18 protein-coding genes are annotated in these 15,511 nt (G+C 39.0%); 9 read left to right on the forward strand and 9 right to left on the reverse strand.

Going from position 1 to position 15,511, the window contains the following annotated elements; genetic code table 11:
• Positions 1-898, forward strand: an 898-nt coding sequence (locus AC6F75_RS09055; protein ID WP_500714683.1) for a sodium:solute symporter family transporter, incomplete at its 5' end; no start/stop codon positions are given.
• A 25-nt stretch (positions 899-923) separates the two neighbouring features.
• Complete coding sequence (locus AC6F75_RS09060) at positions 924-2,000, forward strand: alanine racemase (protein ID WP_500714684.1); 1,077 nt, start codon at positions 924-926, stop codon at positions 1,998-2,000.
• A 194-nt stretch (positions 2,001-2,194) separates the two neighbouring features.
• On the opposite strand, the gene AC6F75_RS09065 is transcribed toward AC6F75_RS09060, so the two are convergent.
• Complete coding sequence (locus AC6F75_RS09065; RefSeq protein WP_500714685.1) at positions 2,195-2,989, reverse strand: DUF2797 domain-containing protein; 795 nt, start codon at positions 2,987-2,989, stop codon at positions 2,195-2,197.
• 58 nt (positions 2,990-3,047) lie between these two features.
• Here AC6F75_RS09065 and AC6F75_RS09070 point away from each other — a divergent pair, with 58 nt between their 5' ends.
• The 3 genes from AC6F75_RS09070 to AC6F75_RS09080 all read left to right on the forward strand — a co-directional run bounded on the left by AC6F75_RS09070 (position 3,048) and on the right by AC6F75_RS09080 (position 6,013).
• Positions 3,048-4,562 carry a GH3 family acyl-acid amido synthetase gene (locus tag AC6F75_RS09070; RefSeq protein ID WP_500714686.1) on the forward strand — a complete coding sequence of 505 codons (1,515 nt, stop codon included), beginning with the start codon at positions 3,048-3,050 and terminating at the stop codon, positions 4,560-4,562.
• 195 nt (positions 4,563-4,757) lie between these two features.
• Positions 4,758-4,940: a hypothetical protein gene (locus AC6F75_RS09075; protein ID WP_500714687.1), complete on the forward strand. Its 183-nt coding sequence runs from the start codon at positions 4,758-4,760 to the stop codon at positions 4,938-4,940.
• Positions 4,941-5,053: 113 nt separating this feature from the next.
• The gene (locus tag AC6F75_RS09080) at positions 5,054-6,013 is read left to right on the forward strand and encodes a Fic family protein (protein ID WP_500714688.1); all 960 of its coding nucleotides are present in this window, start codon (positions 5,054-5,056) and stop codon (positions 6,011-6,013) included.
• Between the two features lie 240 nt (positions 6,014-6,253).
• Here AC6F75_RS09080 and clpX read toward each other — a convergent pair whose 3' ends face one another.
• From clpX to AC6F75_RS09120, 8 genes are all read right to left on the reverse strand, one after another.
• On the reverse strand, positions 6,254-7,486 hold the full coding sequence (clpX, locus tag AC6F75_RS09085) for an ATP-dependent Clp protease ATP-binding subunit ClpX (protein ID WP_500714689.1): 1,233 nt from the start codon (positions 7,484-7,486) through the stop codon (positions 6,254-6,256).
• Positions 7,487-7,555: 69 nt separating this feature from the next.
• Positions 7,556-8,221, reverse strand: coding sequence for an ATP-dependent Clp endopeptidase proteolytic subunit ClpP (gene clpP, locus AC6F75_RS09090; RefSeq protein WP_500714690.1), 666 nt, complete (start codon positions 8,219-8,221; stop codon positions 7,556-7,558).
• An 83-nt stretch (positions 8,222-8,304) separates the two neighbouring features.
• The gene (tig, locus tag AC6F75_RS09095) at positions 8,305-9,624 is read right to left on the reverse strand and encodes a trigger factor (protein WP_500714691.1); all 1,320 of its coding nucleotides are present in this window, start codon (positions 9,622-9,624) and stop codon (positions 8,305-8,307) included.
• Between the two features lie 131 nt (positions 9,625-9,755).
• Complete coding sequence (locus AC6F75_RS09100) at positions 9,756-10,097, reverse strand: phage holin family protein (RefSeq protein WP_500714692.1); 342 nt, start codon at positions 10,095-10,097, stop codon at positions 9,756-9,758.
• A 63-nt stretch (positions 10,098-10,160) separates the two neighbouring features.
• Positions 10,161-10,931, reverse strand: coding sequence for an alpha/beta fold hydrolase (locus AC6F75_RS09105; protein WP_500714693.1), 771 nt, complete (start codon positions 10,929-10,931; stop codon positions 10,161-10,163).
• Positions 10,932-11,176: 245 nt separating this feature from the next.
• On the reverse strand, positions 11,177-11,350 hold the full coding sequence (locus AC6F75_RS09110) for a hypothetical protein (RefSeq protein WP_500714694.1): 174 nt from the start codon (positions 11,348-11,350) through the stop codon (positions 11,177-11,179).
• Positions 11,335-11,508 carry a hypothetical protein gene (locus AC6F75_RS09115; RefSeq protein WP_500714695.1) on the reverse strand — a complete coding sequence of 58 codons (174 nt, stop codon included), beginning with the start codon at positions 11,506-11,508 and terminating at the stop codon, positions 11,335-11,337. The genes AC6F75_RS09110 and AC6F75_RS09115 overlap by 16 nt, the downstream gene beginning before the upstream one ends.
• Positions 11,509-11,552: 44 nt before the next feature.
• The gene (locus AC6F75_RS09120) at positions 11,553-12,269 is read right to left on the reverse strand and encodes a pyridoxine 5'-phosphate synthase (protein ID WP_500714696.1); all 717 of its coding nucleotides are present in this window, start codon (positions 12,267-12,269) and stop codon (positions 11,553-11,555) included.
• Between the two features lie 87 nt (positions 12,270-12,356).
• Between AC6F75_RS09120 and AC6F75_RS09125 the strand changes: the two genes are divergently transcribed.
• The 4 genes from AC6F75_RS09125 to uppS form a co-directional block, all read left to right on the forward strand.
• Positions 12,357-13,013 (forward strand): CBS domain-containing protein, encoded by a 657-nt coding sequence (locus tag AC6F75_RS09125; RefSeq protein ID WP_500714697.1) that lies wholly within the window; start codon positions 12,357-12,359, stop codon positions 13,011-13,013.
• A gap of 119 nt (positions 13,014-13,132) precedes the next feature.
• Positions 13,133-14,020, forward strand: coding sequence for an NAD kinase (locus AC6F75_RS09130; protein WP_500714698.1), 888 nt, complete (start codon positions 13,133-13,135; stop codon positions 14,018-14,020).
• 237 nt (positions 14,021-14,257) lie between these two features.
• Positions 14,258-14,950 carry a type IX secretion system protein PorG gene (gene porG, locus AC6F75_RS09135; protein ID WP_500714699.1) on the forward strand — a complete coding sequence of 231 codons (693 nt, stop codon included), beginning with the start codon at positions 14,258-14,260 and terminating at the stop codon, positions 14,948-14,950.
• Between the two features lie 9 nt (positions 14,951-14,959).
• Positions 14,960-15,511, forward strand: a 552-nt coding sequence (gene uppS / locus AC6F75_RS09140; RefSeq protein WP_500714700.1) for a polyprenyl diphosphate synthase, incomplete at its 3' end; no start/stop codon positions are given.

Below are 15,511 nucleotides of genomic sequence, written 5' to 3' on the forward strand. Positions count from 1 at the left end.
TACTGTTTTTGGCGGCATAAAAGCCGTGATTTACACAGACACCTTTCAATGGGCTATACTGATGATTGGGCTTATTTTTGTGGGAATACCCATTGCCTACTTTGAACTGGGGGGCTGGGAAGCCATTAAAACCGCTTTACCAGGAGAATTCTTTTCACTCACCAACCTCAGCTGGGTGCAATTTGTCAATTGGTTTATAACCATAGTTCCCATTTGGTTTGTTGGGATGACACTTTATCAGCGCATCTATGCCTGCAAAGATGAAAAAACAGCTAAAAAAGCCTGGTACATCGCCGGTTTGTTTGAATGGCCTGTGATGGCTTTTATGGGAGTTGCACTGGGACTCTTGGCACGAGTTGGAGCTGAACAAGGCTTGTTTATCGCTTATGGTTTTACCGAAGTGGCTTCAATGGATCCGGAAATTGGTTTGCCTTTACTTTTGAGAACCATGCTGCCCGCCGGACTGATGGGATTGATGATGGCCGCCTATTTTTCTGCAATTATGTCTACTGCAGACAGTTGCCTACTGGCATCATCGGGTAATTTTGTGACTGATATTCTCGGGTTAAAAGAAAACAATCCCAGAGCGATATTGATTTCACAAATCATCACTTTTATTATTGGTTTTACGGCCGTGTTGATAGCCAGTTTTATGACCAGCGTCTTGGATTTGATGCTATTGTCCTATGCTTTTATGGTTTCGGGTCTACTTGTTCCGGTATTGGGCATGCTTTGGTCTAAAAAGAAAAAACCACTGGCTGCTTTATTGGCCATGCTTTTTGGTGGTTTTACAACTTTAATATTGACATTTTTAGAGATTGAAATCCCGTTTGGTTTTGACCCCATTCTCTTAGGTGTTTTAATTTCCCTATTTTTGTACTTAACTGTCAAGAAATAGACCCGCGGGTCACAATTTAAAAACTATGGCTTTTGTCACCTTAAGCAAATCATCTTTAAAACACAATTATAAATTTCTTCAAAAGCTTTTTGGCGAGAACAACATTGAGTGGGCTCCTGTTTTAAAAATGTTATGTGGTAACGAAAAATACCTGGAATACATTCTCACCCTGGGACCTGAGCAAGTGTGTGATTCCCGGTTGGGAAATTTGAAAACCATCAAAAAGCTGGCACCACATAAAGAAACCATTTACATAAAGCCCCCTGCAAAAAAAATCATTCCCGATATCGTCAAATATGCTGACGTGAGTTTCAACACCGAATTTATCACCATCAAATGGCTATCCAAAGAAGCCGTAAAACAAAACATAACACACCGGGTGATTATTATGATTGAACTGGGTGACCTGCGTGAGGGTATTATGGGCGATCACCTCATAGAATTTTACAGTAAAGTATTTAAACTGCCCAATATCGAAGTGGTGGGCATAGGCTCAAACCTCAATTGCCTGAGTGGTGTTATGCCCAGTAAAGACAAGCTTATTCAGCTAAGTTTGTACGAGCAATTGATTGAAGCAAAATTTGGCAAAAAAATTATTGGTGTTTCCGGAGGCTCTTCTGTAATGGTGCCTTTGCTGATCAAAGGTTTAATCCCCAAGGGAGTGAATCATTTCAGGATTGGTGAAACCTTGTTTTTTGGGATTGACCTTTTTGAAAATGAAACCATTGAAGGAATGCAAGACGATGTGTTTCTACTCCATTCTGAAATTATTGAAATAACCGAAAAGCCTGCTATGCCTTATGGCGAAATGGAAGCCAATCCTTCGGGTGAAGTGTTTGAAATTGACGAAAGTGAATATGGAAAACTGCAAAAACGGGCCATACTTGACATTGGACTGTTAGACATTTCCAAAATTGATTACCTGAGCCCTTTTGACAAAGAGTTGAGTTTTATTGGTGCCAGTTCAGATATGCTGGTACTGGATGTCACCAACACCTCTAAAGAATATAAGGTGGGCGATATTGTGACTTTTAAAATGAGTTATATGGGTGCTCTAGGCGTGATGAACTCCAATTATATTGAGAAGCGGTTGATTGATTAAAATTGATTTAGGATTGTATGACTTAAGACTTATGACTAAAATGTTTTTTTAGCTTCATCTCCTTTAAAAGTTTCTCGCAATCCCGATAGCTATCGGGAGCAAAGACGCAAAGAAGCCGGAAAAGTTGTTGGCATTTGGAATTTAGAATCTGTCATAAGTCTTAAGTCATGTAGTCTTACATCTAGCGAGTTCACTTAACCTATAATCATCTCAACCACATACCCTTCACTGCTCCTTACATTAAACACGGTACTGTCTTCAAAAAGCAAGTATTGACCTTTGATTCCTTTTAGAACCCCTTCAAATTGGGGCGTTTTTTCCAGGTTGAGAGAGTTGATTTTATTGGGATATTGCAACACCGGAAAATGAATGTTGGTCTCTTTATTTGTGGGAATGTAGTATTCCAGTGCTTCTTCCGGTATATATTGCTTTAATGAATCCCTGATTTCAACCAGGTCCAGATCCAGCACATCGTTGGCGAGCATTTTACGCCAGTTGGTTTTATCAGAAACGTGGGCTTTTAGGGCTACTTCAGTAATCCCGGCAAGGTATCTGTTGGGCACTTCCACAATTTCAATGGCTTCGTGAGCACCCTGGTCAATCCATCGGGTGGGGATTTGGTTCTTTCGGGTTACACCCACTTTTACATTGCTTGAATTGGCCAGATAGACCACATGGGGCTGCAACTGTACTTTTTTTTCGTAATCCAAATCGCGATCTTCAATATCGAGATGGGCTTTGCTTAGTTCCGGATTCATTATCCAATCGCCGGCTTGCGGGATTTTAAAGAAGCAATCCTTGCAAAAACCCTGACGGAATATCTGTAAATTCAGCCCACAAGAGAGGCACTGATAGCCCACAAAATTTATTTTTAATTTTTTATTCAACACCTGATTCAGGTTAAGAAAGTCATTTTCAAAGACTAAATAATACTGAATCGGGTTTGTGAACTCAGTTTGCATTTTGGTGAGTACGCCTTGGTATTGCATTACAAAAAATTAAGTTTAAATTTACAAAGTAGTTTATCGCCATAAATATACTTTTTTTATGCCAATCCCTATTGTCAATTCCATTGCTTCGTGGTTTTTAAAGAAACGGTTCCATCAAATTGAACTGTTTCTTAAATACCCCCATGAAGTGCAGCTGGAATTGCTCCACAATCTCATTAAAACAGCAAGAAACACTGAGGTTGGAAAAAAATATGATTTTGACAACATTACAAACTACAAGACTTTTACAGAACGGGTCCCGATTACCTCCTATGAAGAATTTGAGCCGCAAATAGAACGTGCAAGATTGGGTGAAAACAATATTTTCTGGCCCACTCCTATTAAGTGGTTTGCCAAGTCAAGCGGAACAACGGCTGCAAAAAGTAAGTTTATCCCTGTAAGCGTGGAGTCGCTTGAGAATTGCCATTATGCCGCAAGCAAAGATTTGTTGTGTATGTATTTAAACAACAATCCGGACTCACAGTTGTTTGTGGGTAAAGGCCTTCGACTGGGTGGCAGTAAAGAATTGTATAAAAACAACGGTACTGTTTATGGCGACCTGTCTGCGATACTTATTGCCAATATGCCTTTTTGGGCAGAGTTTAGCAGTACCCCCAGCAACGAAATTTCGTTGATGGCAGATTGGGAAGTCAAAATGCAGGCCATAGTCAATGAAACCATTCAGGAAAATGTCACCAGTCTTGCAGGTGTACCATCCTGGATGTTGGTATTGCTCAATCAAGTTTTAGAAACCACCGGTGAAGATAACCTGTTTAACATCTGGCCCAATCTGGAGGTCTATTTTCACGGCGGGGTGAGTTTTAACCCTTATATCGATCAGTACAATAAAATTTTACCCAAAGAAAGTTTCCGTTATTACGAAATTTACAATGCCTCTGAAGGGTTTTTTGCACTACAGGACCAAAACAGCAATAAAGAACTTTTGCTGATGCTTGACTATGGAATTTTCTATGAATTCATCCCAATGGATACTTATGGCACGCCCTCAGAAAAAGTCATTCCGTTAAGCGAAGTTGAGCCGGGAAAAAATTATGCCATTGTGATTACCACCAATTCAGGATTGTGGCGATACAAAATTGGAGATACGGTTAAATTTACTTCTGTTTCCCCTTATCGCATCAAAGTAACCGGCAGAACTAAGCACTACATCAATGTGTTTGGTGAAGAGTTAATCATTGAAAATGCCGAAGAGGCCTTAAGAAAAGTAACAACGGCAACTAATTCAGAAATTGTTGATTATACTGTGGCACCCATTTTTATGGAAGGTAGGGAAAAAGGAGCCCACGAATGGATGATAGAATTCAAAACCCCTCCAAAAGACATCAAAGAGTTTATCCAACTGCTCGACAAAGCCCTTCAGGATGTAAACAGCGATTATGAAGCCAAGCGTTTCAATAATACCACCTTAAATTTATTAAAATTAAATGTGGCCAGAAACAACCTTTTTTATGATTGGTTAAAAAAAGAAGGCAAACTGGGCGGACAACACAAAGTGCCCCGACTTTCAAATTCAAGGGAATTTTTATCCATTTTACTACAAATGAATTCTTAGTCGAAAATCCAAAACATCGACGAAATGCACTATATCTCGACAAGGCGCAAGCTTGAAAAGCATTGATTTTGCTGGGATTACACGATTTTTTACGTTTTTTTGCACTTTAACGATTTTATCGCTCGCTTCAACTAAAACTTTTGCGGGAGGAATTCTTACGCGCTAAGTTTGCTTCATCAAAATAACCAAAATAAGATGAAAAGAGTAGTTATATTAATTTTAGGAATCGTTTTAACAGGAAGTTTATTTTCTTGTGGCGTGAGCAAAAAATTCGACCTAAAACAAGATGAAGAAGTTTCATTTAAAATCAGAGAAAAGCAGGAAATCATCCAGCGCAGAATTGTTCAACAACAAAGAACAATTATAGCCGCTCCTTAAAATATATTGCATAACCCTTATTAAGAACTTAAGAACCTTCAATTTTATTGGAGGTTTTTTTGTTAAAACATTTTTTAATATCGGTTAGATATTTTATATTTGTATACGATTTTATGTGGAAAATAGATTTATCATATCGCGATGACTTTCAAGCTACCTTTGAACGGTTGTTTGACAAACTTTTGGTTTTACAAAAAAGCCGGCCTTTGCCTCAGGTTGCTTTACAAAAACTAAAGGAAGCACTTTCCATTGAGTGGACTTACAACTCAAACAGTATAGAAGGGAATACCCTGAGTTTGAGGGAGACCCAGCTCGTGCTTCAGGAAGGAATTACCGTTAAGGGAAAATCTTTAAAAGAGCATTTTGAAGCAAAAAACCACGAGACCGCACTTAATTATCTGTATGAACTCGTATCCAGCGAGTATAAAGTAAACAGCAAAGACATCTTAGACTTGCACCAACTCGTGCTTCGCAGTATTGAGGATGATTTTGCGGGACGATTAAGGACCGGAGGCGTGAGGATAACGGGAGCAAATTTTGTTCCGCCCAATGCCTTAAAAGTGCCACAACTTCTTGATGAACTGATTGATTTTGTCAATACAAACCCTATGCAGTTAAACATCATTGAATTGGCTACTATTTTTCACCATAAATTTGTGTGGATTCATCCTTTCTTTGATGGAAACGGGAGAACGGTGAGGCTGTGCATGAACTTACTATTGATGAAAGAGGATTTTCCTCCCGCCATCATTTTGACCAATGACCGGAAAAAATATTATGAAGCTTTAAACAGTGCAAATAATGGGAATTACAGGAAACTTATGCTCATAATGTCTCAGGCATTGGAGCGCACCTTAAACATCTATTTGCAGTCACTTCCCGGTGCTGATCCAAATTACAGGATTATTTCTGACCTTGTGGAAGAAGAGCAACTGCCTTATGGTCAGGATTACATCAGCCTGCTGGCAAGGCAGGGCAAAATTGACGCTTACAAAGAAGGCCGAAACTGGCTCACTACCAAAGAAGCAGTGGAAGAATATATCAAAACCAGAAAGCGAAAAAGGGAGATTTAATACTAAAATTTCAGATCTATGTAGTTTTAAAAGGTGTTAATTTTTCTAGTAAAAACATTAAGGTATTAAGAGGCATTAAGTTTTTCTACATACAGTGTTCTTAATATTGCTTAATGCCTTAATGGTTTCTATCAGGGTGTGCCAATTACCATCGAGGTGACTCCCCATTAATTTCCAAGTTAAGTTAAATGCAATCGTCTTGGGTTTAGCACTAAATTTCCGGATAAAAAGCGATTTCAATTAAGAAACCGCTTTCAACTTTTTAATGGCCGAGCTGTTGATTTTTTTCTCGGCATACTCTCTTGAGACTTCTAATGTATCTTCGTCAGTACCGGGCATTTCAAACATAGCGTCAGTTAATACAGATTCGCATAATGAACGTAATCCGCGGGCTCCCAGTTTGTACTCAATGGCCTTGTCAACAATAAAGTCGAGTGCTTCATTTTCAATGGTGAACTTGATGCCATCCATTTCAAACAGTTTTTCATATTGCTTGATGATGGCGTTTTTGGGCTCGGTTAAAATGGCCCTCAACGTTTCCTTATCCAGCGGATTCATATGGGTCAGAACGGGAAGACGCCCAATGATTTCGGGAATCAACCCAAAATCTTTTAAATCTTTGGGAATGATGTACTGCAAGAGGTTGTCCCTTTCGATTTTATCGTCAGATTTTGATGCGCTAAAGCCGACGGCCTGAAGGTTGAGACGTTGCTTGATTTTCTTTTCGATTCCGTCAAAGGCACCACCGGCAATAAACAGGATGTTTTCTGTATTGACCTCGATAAACTTTTGGTCCGGATGTTTTCTTCCCCCTTTGGGTGGCACATTTACTGTAGTTCCTTCCAGAAGTTTTAGCAAGGCTTGTTGCACCCCTTCACCGGAAACGTCACGTGTGATGGACGGATTGTCGCTTTTACGGGCAATTTTATCGATTTCGTCAATAAAAACGATGCCGTTTTGTGCCTTTTTCAAATCGTAATCTGCTGCCTGAAGCAGGCGGGTTAGTATGCTTTCCACATCTTCGCCCACATAACCGGCCTCCGTAAGTACAGTGGCATCAACAATGGCCAGAGGGACATTGAGCATTTTGGCAATGGTTTTTGCGATGAGGGTTTTACCGGTTCCGGTTTGCCCAACGATGATGATGTTGCTTTTTTGGATTTCAATATCATCATCAGTTGAAGGTTGCAGCAATCTCTTGTAATGGTTGTACACTGCCACAGACATCACTTTTTTGGTGTGTTCCTGTCCAATAATGTATTCATTTAAGAAATCATTGATGGCTTTTGGCTTTTTCAACATCAACTCACTGGACAAATGTGTTTTGGAAGAATGTGTTGCTTCTTCCATCACTATGCCGTGAGCCTGCTCTATACATCGGTCACAAATGTGTGCGTCAAGACCGGCAATCAAAAGATTGGTTTCGGCTTTTTTACGCCCACAAAAGGAACATTCTAAATTTTCTTTTGCCATAACTTTGGTTTCAGGTTCAATGTTTCAGGTTCAATGTCCAAAAAACAACCTTGAACCTTAAACTTTGAATTATTTTTTCTCTCTTGTTAAAATTTCATCTATCATGCCATATTCGAGTGCTTTCTCGGCTTTAAGCCAAAAATCGCGGTCACTGTCTTCATAGACTTTTTCATAAGTTTGCTCTGAGTGCCTGGCAATGATACGGTATAATTCCTCTTTCAATATCAAGATCTCACGGGCTGTGATTTCTATATCGCTGGCCTGGCCTTGTGCGCCACCCATGGGCTGGTGAATCATAACCCTGGAATGTGGCAGGGCACTTCGTTTTCCTTTTTTACCGGCACATAACAACACTGCTCCCATAGAGGCTGCCATACCTGTACAAATGGTGGCCACATCAGGCTTGATGAACTGCATGGTGTCATAAATTCCCAATCCGGCGTAGACACTTCCTCCCGGTGAATTGATATATATCTGAATGTCTTTAGAAGCATCTGTACTTTCCAAAAACAGCAGTTGTGCCTGAATAATATTAGCTACCTGATCATTGACCTGAGTTCCCAAAAAGATAATTCTATCCATCATCAAACGGGAGAAAACGTCCATTTGAGCAACATTTAACTGACGTTCCTCAATGATGTAAGGTGTCATACTGCTGATAATCTTACCGTAATAGGTACTGCTTACACCGTGGTGCTTGGTGGCATATTTTTCAAATTCTTTTCCGTAATCCATAGTCTTTACTGTACTGTTTTATGTTAAAAAAGGCGTTAAATGTACTCCATTCAACGCCTAAAGATAACTATTTTATCGTTGATTTATTGATATGCTTCTTTTGCAAATTTGTCATAAGACACTTCTTTGGTCTTTAAATTGGCGTTTTCCTTAAAGAATTTCAGCATTTTTTGCTGGTTGAGTTGTTCAGCCAAGCGTTTTGCTTCCTCCTGATTTGAAAGGATTCTTGCTGAAATGTTTTCCAATTCTTCATCGCTGGGGTTCATTTGTCCAAACTGCATCATTTGAGAGGCTACCATTGCTTTGGTATATTCTTTTAAATCCTCAAAGTTGGCATACAAATCATTGTCAGTCATCAGTTTTCCTTCGATTAACTGAAAGCGCAGGCCTTTTTCAGAACGCTCATATTCTGCTTTGGCTTCTTCTTCAGTGAGTTCTTTTTCGCCGCTTTTCTGAATCCATTTTACCAAAAATTCTGCCGGTAGGTCAAATTTTGTGTTTTCAATCAAGCTTTCCACCACATTGTTCAGCAACACCTGGTCTGATTGTTGTTCAAATTGAAGCTCTGCATCTTCCTTGATTTTATCGCGTAATTCAGCTTCAGATTTCACCACATCTTTTCCGAAGATTTTGTCAAACAAATCCTGGTTCATCTCTGCTTCTTCACGGGTGTTGACTTCTTCAATGTTGAGCGTTACTTCAATGTCCAAACCGTGAGCGTCATCGTGAGACACCTCCAGGAACGTTTGGTTGTCGTGATCGTCTTCAAAAAGGCCTTTGGTTTTTAGGGTAAGGGTATCCCCTGCTTTGGCACCAATAAGTTGGTCTAATTGCTTTTTCCCTTTGATTTTATCCAAAGAAAAAGTGGCTTTGTTGTCAATGCCTTTTTCTTCGTTCTTGAACGTTCCTGTGATTTCGTCGCCTTTGGCTACTTCATTTTTTGAAATGATTTTGCCGTATTGCTTTCTGATTGTTTTGATTTGGTTGTCCAGAAATTCTTTGTCGGCTACAATTTTATAGGCATTGACAGGTTTTTTCTTCAAATCGATTTCAAATTGTGGTGCGAGTCCCAATTCAAATTCAAAGGCAAAATCATCTGAGTCCCAATCGATGTCCAGTTCATTTTTTGGAAGCGGATTGCCCAAGACATCCAGTTTTTCTTCCGTAAGGTATTTGTGCAAAGATTCCTGAATGAGTTTGTTTACCTCATCAAGCAACACGGCTTTACCGTATTGTTTTTTAATCATTCCCATGGGCACGTGGCCTTTTCTGAAACCCGGGATGTTTGCATTTTTTCTGTAATCGGTTAGGATTTTTTCTACGCGGGGTGCGTAGTCATCTTTAGAAATATCCACTTTTAAGATGGCGTTTAGACTGTCGATGTCTTGTTTTGTAATGTTCATGAAAGTTTTGTTTAAATAAATAACCCGTTTTTGAAGTGTGTTCAGGATGAATCACGCTCAAAAACGGGTGCAAAAATACGACAATTTATCGTTTCTACAAAAGCTTTAACCCTTTGGGGTTTTAGTAATTTTTAATTCTTTTCGGTTAACGAAAAAAGAATGGATTGTATAAATGTCAGCAACAAACTAAACAACAGTGCCCACCAGAAGCTGTCTATGATAAATCCGCCGATTAACCAATCAATAATCATAATAATGACCGCATTAATCACCAGGAGAAATAAGCCAAACGTAATTAACGTTGCCGGAAGGGTTAAAAAGACCAAAAGCGGTTTTATAGTAATATTTAACAGTGCTAAAACAGCGGCAACTATTAATGAAGTTGTAAATGTATCCACCTGTGCTCCGGGAAGTATTTCTGCCAGTACCAAAACGACTACGGCAGTTAATAGCAGTTGAATGATCAGTTTCATTTTTTGAATTATATAGGTTAGCAGCAACTAAAGATAGTAAATATTTTTTTTTTTGAATCCATACTATTCACTCAAGAACCCCATCACCTCTTCAAAAAAACCATCCGGATTTTCTGCGTGAAGCCAGTGACCTGACTTTGGGACTGTCACCAATGTTGCTTTGGGAAAATGTTTTTGGATTTGCGACATATCCTGATCTAAAATATAATCAGATCGCTCTCCCCTCATAAATAATACTTCTCCGTTGAATTTTGCTTCTTCCGGAAGGACCTTCCCTACCTCTTCGATGTTTTCAACAAGTACCGGGAGATTGATTCGCAATGCAAAATCATCCTGACCTATTCGATACAGGTTTTTAAGCAGGAATTGTCTTATTCCCCTGTTTGAGATGTATTTTTTCAACTGCTCATCAGCATCACCCCTGGAGTCCATGGCTTTAAAATCAAGCGAACTCAAACCTTTTAAAATGTCCTGATGGTGTTGCGGGTATTGCTTTGGGGCAATGTCAACAACGATGAGTTTTATGATGCATTCGGGGTATTTAGAAGCATAAAGCATAGCTGTTTTACCTCCCATAGAATGCCCGAGCAGAATAAACTTTTTCAGGTTCTTTTGTTCGCAGTATTTTTTTAAATCATCAGCCATCACTTCATAGCTGAAATCGTTAGCATGAAAACTCCGGCCGTGGTTGCGCTGGTCAATCATATGCACTTCATATCCGTTTTCGGCAAAGCGGTTGCCGAGTGTTTTCCAGTTATCGCCCATGCCGAGAAATCCGTGAAGGATTAATAAGGGAGTTCCAGTGCCTTCTATGTTTGAGTAGAGTAGATTCATGTTTTGTTTTTTTATTTTAACCTTTGCAAATACATCCCCACCACATTTTCCATATATAAATAAAAGGTTTCAGTTTTAGCGGTATAATATATCTACAAGAAATTTGCTTCTTTACAATAGTTGTTTATAATGGCTGTTACTCTATATGATCTTCCTTGTTTTTCAAAAAAAATAAACCAAGTCGTATTTTGATTTGGCTTATAAAAAATATAGAATGACCCCAAGTGCTTTAGTGCCTTCGGTGTTTATTTATGAGGAAAGGTTGAAATGTTAACTTCAATAAAATCATAAATTTTAAGGACATAGGCCGAAGCTGAAGATTTATTACTGAAATAGTTTTTTTCGTAAAGCACATGTAAAAGTTCATCCAAAAAGTCAATAACCTCTCTGGAAAAAAGTATGCTTACTTTTCTCTCCATTCTTCAATTTTAGATAGAGACATTTTTCTTGCTTCATCGATGGTGTAGCACTTCCCTGTGTCTTTGTCCTTGATCTTTTCAATTTCAATCAATAAACTTTCATCTTCAATTGATTTCAACCAATTTAAAAGTTCTTGTTTTTTTAAAGCAACATTCATAGCATTTGTCTTTTTATCAAAAATACAAAAATACCGCGAAAAAACTAACCTTTTAACCTTTGCAAATACATTCCCACCACGTTTTCAAGTCCCAGATACAATGATTCTGAAATCAAGGCGTGCCCAATGGAAACCTCCAGCAATCCGGGTATGTTTTGCTTGAAAAAAGCGATGTTATCCAATGACAAATCGTGACCGGCATTGATGCCCAGACCCAGTTTATTGGCTAAAACCGCGCATTCGGTATAGGGTTGTATGCCGTTTTTATTACCCATTTCATATTGACGGGCAAATTCTTCAGTGTAGAGTTCGATACGGTCTGTTCCTGTGGCTTTGGCACCTTCAATCATTTTAAGGTCAGGGTCGACAAAGATAGAGGTGCGGATGCCGTTTCGCTTTAGTTCAGTAATGACATCGACCAGATAGCCTTTGTGTTTTATAGTGTCCCAGCCGGCGTTTGAGGTGAGTACATCATCTCCATCGGGAACAAGCGTGACCTGGGTGGGTTTAATTTCCAGTACCATATCCAAAAAGGGACGGAAGGGGTTGCCTTCAATATTGTATTCGGTGTGCACAACCGATTTTAAATCATAGGCGTCCTGATGACGGATGTGGCGTTCATCGGGTCGGGGGTGGATGGTGATGCCCTGTGCCCCAAAATCCTGAATTCTTTGTGCTGCTTCCAAGAGATTAGGCACGTTACCTCCCCGGGCGTTGCGCAGCGTTGCAATTTTGTTAATATTTACACTTAGCTTGGTCATAAATCGTACATTTGAACTGCAAAAATACAAAGATGTATTACGACCGTCTGTACTATTTTAATTATTTTGCACGAAATTATTTAAGCGTTGGACACACAAATTTACATCATCAGAGACATCGACCCGTTTGACATCAACACGGGTATAACTGAAGTTAAAAAAACTTTTAGCCAACTCACCTATTCTCATATTCCGGTGATTAGGGAAGGTGTTTTTATTGGTTGTGTTTCTGAGGCTGATGCCCATTGCTTTGATATGGATAAAACGCTATCTGACTATAATTATGCCATAGAGCCCTTTTTTGTGAGAGCAGATGCCAATTGGTTTGAAATATTGGAAGCCTTTGCAGACCATTCCAGTAATATTATGCCTGTTTTGGGTGAAAACAACGCCTATTTAGGTTATTTTGAATTGGCCGACATCATGAATTTGTTCAACAACACCCCTTTCCTAAACGAAAATGGCGCCATACTGGTTGTAGAAAAAGGCTCAAGGGATTATTCATTCAGTGAAATATGCCAGATAGTTGAATCCAACAACGCCAAAATACTGGGGATTTTTATTTCAGAAATTGAAGGGGAAAGAACTCAGGCCACTATTAAAATTGGCGAAATTGGATTGACAGCCATAACACAAACTTTCAGAAGATATGGTTATGAAATTGTTTCCAGCCACGATGAGGACAAATGGACGGATAATTTGAAGGAGCGCTCGGAGTATTTGGATAAGTATCTTAATATTTAGAGGGTTGTGGTTTATGGCTTATGGTTTATGTTCCACCTACGGTAAACCTCCGGTGGATAAATTTATGGCTTAAAAATTGACATTTTAAAATCAGTATTACAATAATTAACTTTCAAAAAATGCTTAAAGCAGGGATATACGGACAATTTTATCATGAGAATTCAGCTGTTTTCATACAGCAGTTGTTTAAGATTTTAAGGGAAAACAAAGTGACTGTGGTTGTAGAGGAACAGTTTTATAAATTAATTATTGAAAACAAGGCCATTGACACAGTCCGTTATGAGTATCCCACTTTTAAGACCCTTGATTCAAGTTTTGATTTGTTTTTTAGCATCGGCGGTGACGGTACCATTTTAAAATCCATCACATTCATCAAAGATTTAAATATTCCGCTTGCGGGTATCAATACCGGAAGACTGGGTTTTTTAGCCAGTATTCAGAAGGAAGAAATTGCCAACTGTGTCCCAAAGATTCTTGAGGGAAACTATAAAATTTCAGAGCGCAGTTTACTAAGCATAGAAGTTTCTCCAACACATAACGACTTAAACACTTTTAATTTTGCATTGAATGAAATAAGTGTTATCAGAAAAAACACCACTTCTATGATTCGGGTTGAAACCCATTTAAACAATGAGTATTTGACTTCTTACTGGAGTGACGGATTGATTGTATCCACCCCCACAGGTTCTACCGGATATTCCTTGAGTTGTGGCGGCCCCATTCTTGAACCCGGCTCAAACAGTATTATTTTAACGCCCATTGCACCGCACAATCTCAACGCAAGACCCATTGTTATTCCCGATTCTACAGAAATTAAACTTAAAGTGACCGGGAGAGAAAACAGTTATCTGGTTTCACTGGATTCCCGAATTGCCGACATTGATACTGAATCTGTTATCACCATTAAAAAATCCCCGTTTACTATAAAAGTGATTCAGCTACATGAAGAAAGCTTTATCAAAACACTTCGAAAAAAGTTATTATGGGGAGAAGACAAGCGCAATTGAGCCCCCAGCCCCCAAAGGGGGCTGTATGCTATTTTTTTTTATTTTGCAAGAAATAGGTATTTATTTCTTTAACCATTTACTGTCCAAATTGGGTGTTCCTGTTTTTTTAAGAAAAGTAGTTTGTGCATAAAACATCAGGCAATAAAATTCAACAAAGTTTGTTAATCAAGTGAGAGTATTCTGCAATGCCCGTTGCAGGGTAAACAATTGTGTTATATTTGCAAACTTTTTGGGTTTATGAAGCATTTTGCAGCTGCGTTATTATTACTGTTTTTTTTTCAATTTACTCATGCCCAAACCTATGAAATTGGCGGGTTACTGGGTGGTGCCAATTATATTGGTGAAATTGGACCAACTACATACATCAACCCAAACACTCCGGCATTTGGAGCTCTATTCAGGTGGAACAGAAGCGAGAGACACTCCTTCAGGTTTTCAGCTATGTATGCATCCATAAAATCTGACGATGCCGACTCCGGGGAAACACGAAGGCAACAACGAGACTACTCCTTTAAAAACAATATCAAAGAATTGGCTTTAGGAATGGAATACACCTTTTGGGAATTTAACACTCACCATACACAGCCACAAAATTCCCCATATTTATACACAGGAATTACATATTTTAATTATGAAAGCTTATTTTTGGGGCAGAATAACGAGATGCAAAAATATGGGAACAATTGGGCATTGGCAATCCCAATGGTTGTGGGTTATAAAATGACGGTGGGCAGGTATATGGTTTTTGGTTTTGAAATAGGTGCCAGATATACCTTTACAGACAACCTTGACGGAAGCAATCCAACGGGTGATCTTGACAGTAACCAAAGTTTAAAGTTTGGAAACATCAACAGCAATGACTGGTATGTGTTTACCGGAATTAATTTGACTGTTATGTTTGGAAGAAAACCTTGTTATTGTGTTTTTTAAGGCAAACTCATGAGTTTAATTGAACAGATAGATAAAACCAGAATCCCCTATCACCTGGCCGTGATCATGGATGGTAATGGGCGATGGGCAAAACTCAAAGGACTCTTTCGCACGGCAGGGCACGAACAAGGAGCTACCGCCGTAAAAGAAGTTGTGGAAGGATGTGGCAAGTTAGAAATCAAATACCTCACCCTGTATGCTTTTTCAACAGAGAACTGGAAAAGGCCCAAACTTGAGGTTAGAACGTTAATGAATTTGCTCGTCTCATCCTTAAAAAAGGAAATTTCAACCCTACAGGAACATGAAATCAAGCTCAATGCGATAGGTAAAATTGACTTGTTGCCCTCAAAAGTGCACAGAGAGCTTTTGGAGGTTATGGAAAAAACAAAAAACAACGAAAAACTTATATTAACACTTGCACTTAGCTACGGTTCGAGGGAAGAAATTTCTAAAACAGTCAAAGACCTTTGTTTTAAAGTTAAAAATAACATAATTTCGCCGGAAAATATCGATGAAAAGGTTATTAATGAGCATCTTTACACGCACGATTTACCCGATGTA

It is taken from the genome of Planktosalinus sp. (genome assembly GCF_059864935.1).

Coding starts and splice junctions, on each gene's coding strand:
- AC6F75_RS09060 (WP_500714684.1), top strand. CDS start 924: ATGGCTTTTGTCACCTTAAGCAAATCATCTTTAAAACACAATTATAAA.
- AC6F75_RS09065 (WP_500714685.1), bottom strand. CDS start 2,989: ATGCAATACCAAGGCGTACTCACCAAAATGCAAACTGAGTTCACAAAC.
- AC6F75_RS09070 (WP_500714686.1), top strand. CDS start 3,048: ATGCCAATCCCTATTGTCAATTCCATTGCTTCGTGGTTTTTAAAGAAA.
- AC6F75_RS09075 (WP_500714687.1), top strand. CDS start 4,758: ATGAAAAGAGTAGTTATATTAATTTTAGGAATCGTTTTAACAGGAAGT.
- AC6F75_RS09080 (WP_500714688.1), top strand. CDS start 5,054: ATGTGGAAAATAGATTTATCATATCGCGATGACTTTCAAGCTACCTTT.
- clpX (WP_500714689.1), bottom strand. CDS start 7,486: ATGGCAAAAGAAAATTTAGAATGTTCCTTTTGTGGGCGTAAAAAAGCC.
- clpP (WP_500714690.1), bottom strand. CDS start 8,221: ATGGATTACGGAAAAGAATTTGAAAAATATGCCACCAAGCACCACGGT.
- tig (WP_500714691.1), bottom strand. CDS start 9,624: ATGAACATTACAAAACAAGACATCGACAGTCTAAACGCCATCTTAAAA.
- AC6F75_RS09100 (WP_500714692.1), bottom strand. CDS start 10,097: ATGAAACTGATCATTCAACTGCTATTAACTGCCGTAGTCGTTTTGGTA.
- AC6F75_RS09105 (WP_500714693.1), bottom strand. CDS start 10,931: ATGAATCTACTCTACTCAAACATAGAAGGCACTGGAACTCCCTTATTA.
- AC6F75_RS09110 (WP_500714694.1), bottom strand. CDS start 11,350: ATGGAGAGAAAAGTAAGCATACTTTTTTCCAGAGAGGTTATTGACTTT.
- AC6F75_RS09115 (WP_500714695.1), bottom strand. CDS start 11,508: ATGAATGTTGCTTTAAAAAAACAAGAACTTTTAAATTGGTTGAAATCA.
- AC6F75_RS09120 (WP_500714696.1), bottom strand. CDS start 12,269: ATGACCAAGCTAAGTGTAAATATTAACAAAATTGCAACGCTGCGCAAC.
- AC6F75_RS09130 (WP_500714698.1), top strand. CDS start 13,133: ATGCTTAAAGCAGGGATATACGGACAATTTTATCATGAGAATTCAGCT.
- porG (WP_500714699.1), top strand. CDS start 14,258: ATGAAGCATTTTGCAGCTGCGTTATTATTACTGTTTTTTTTTCAATTT.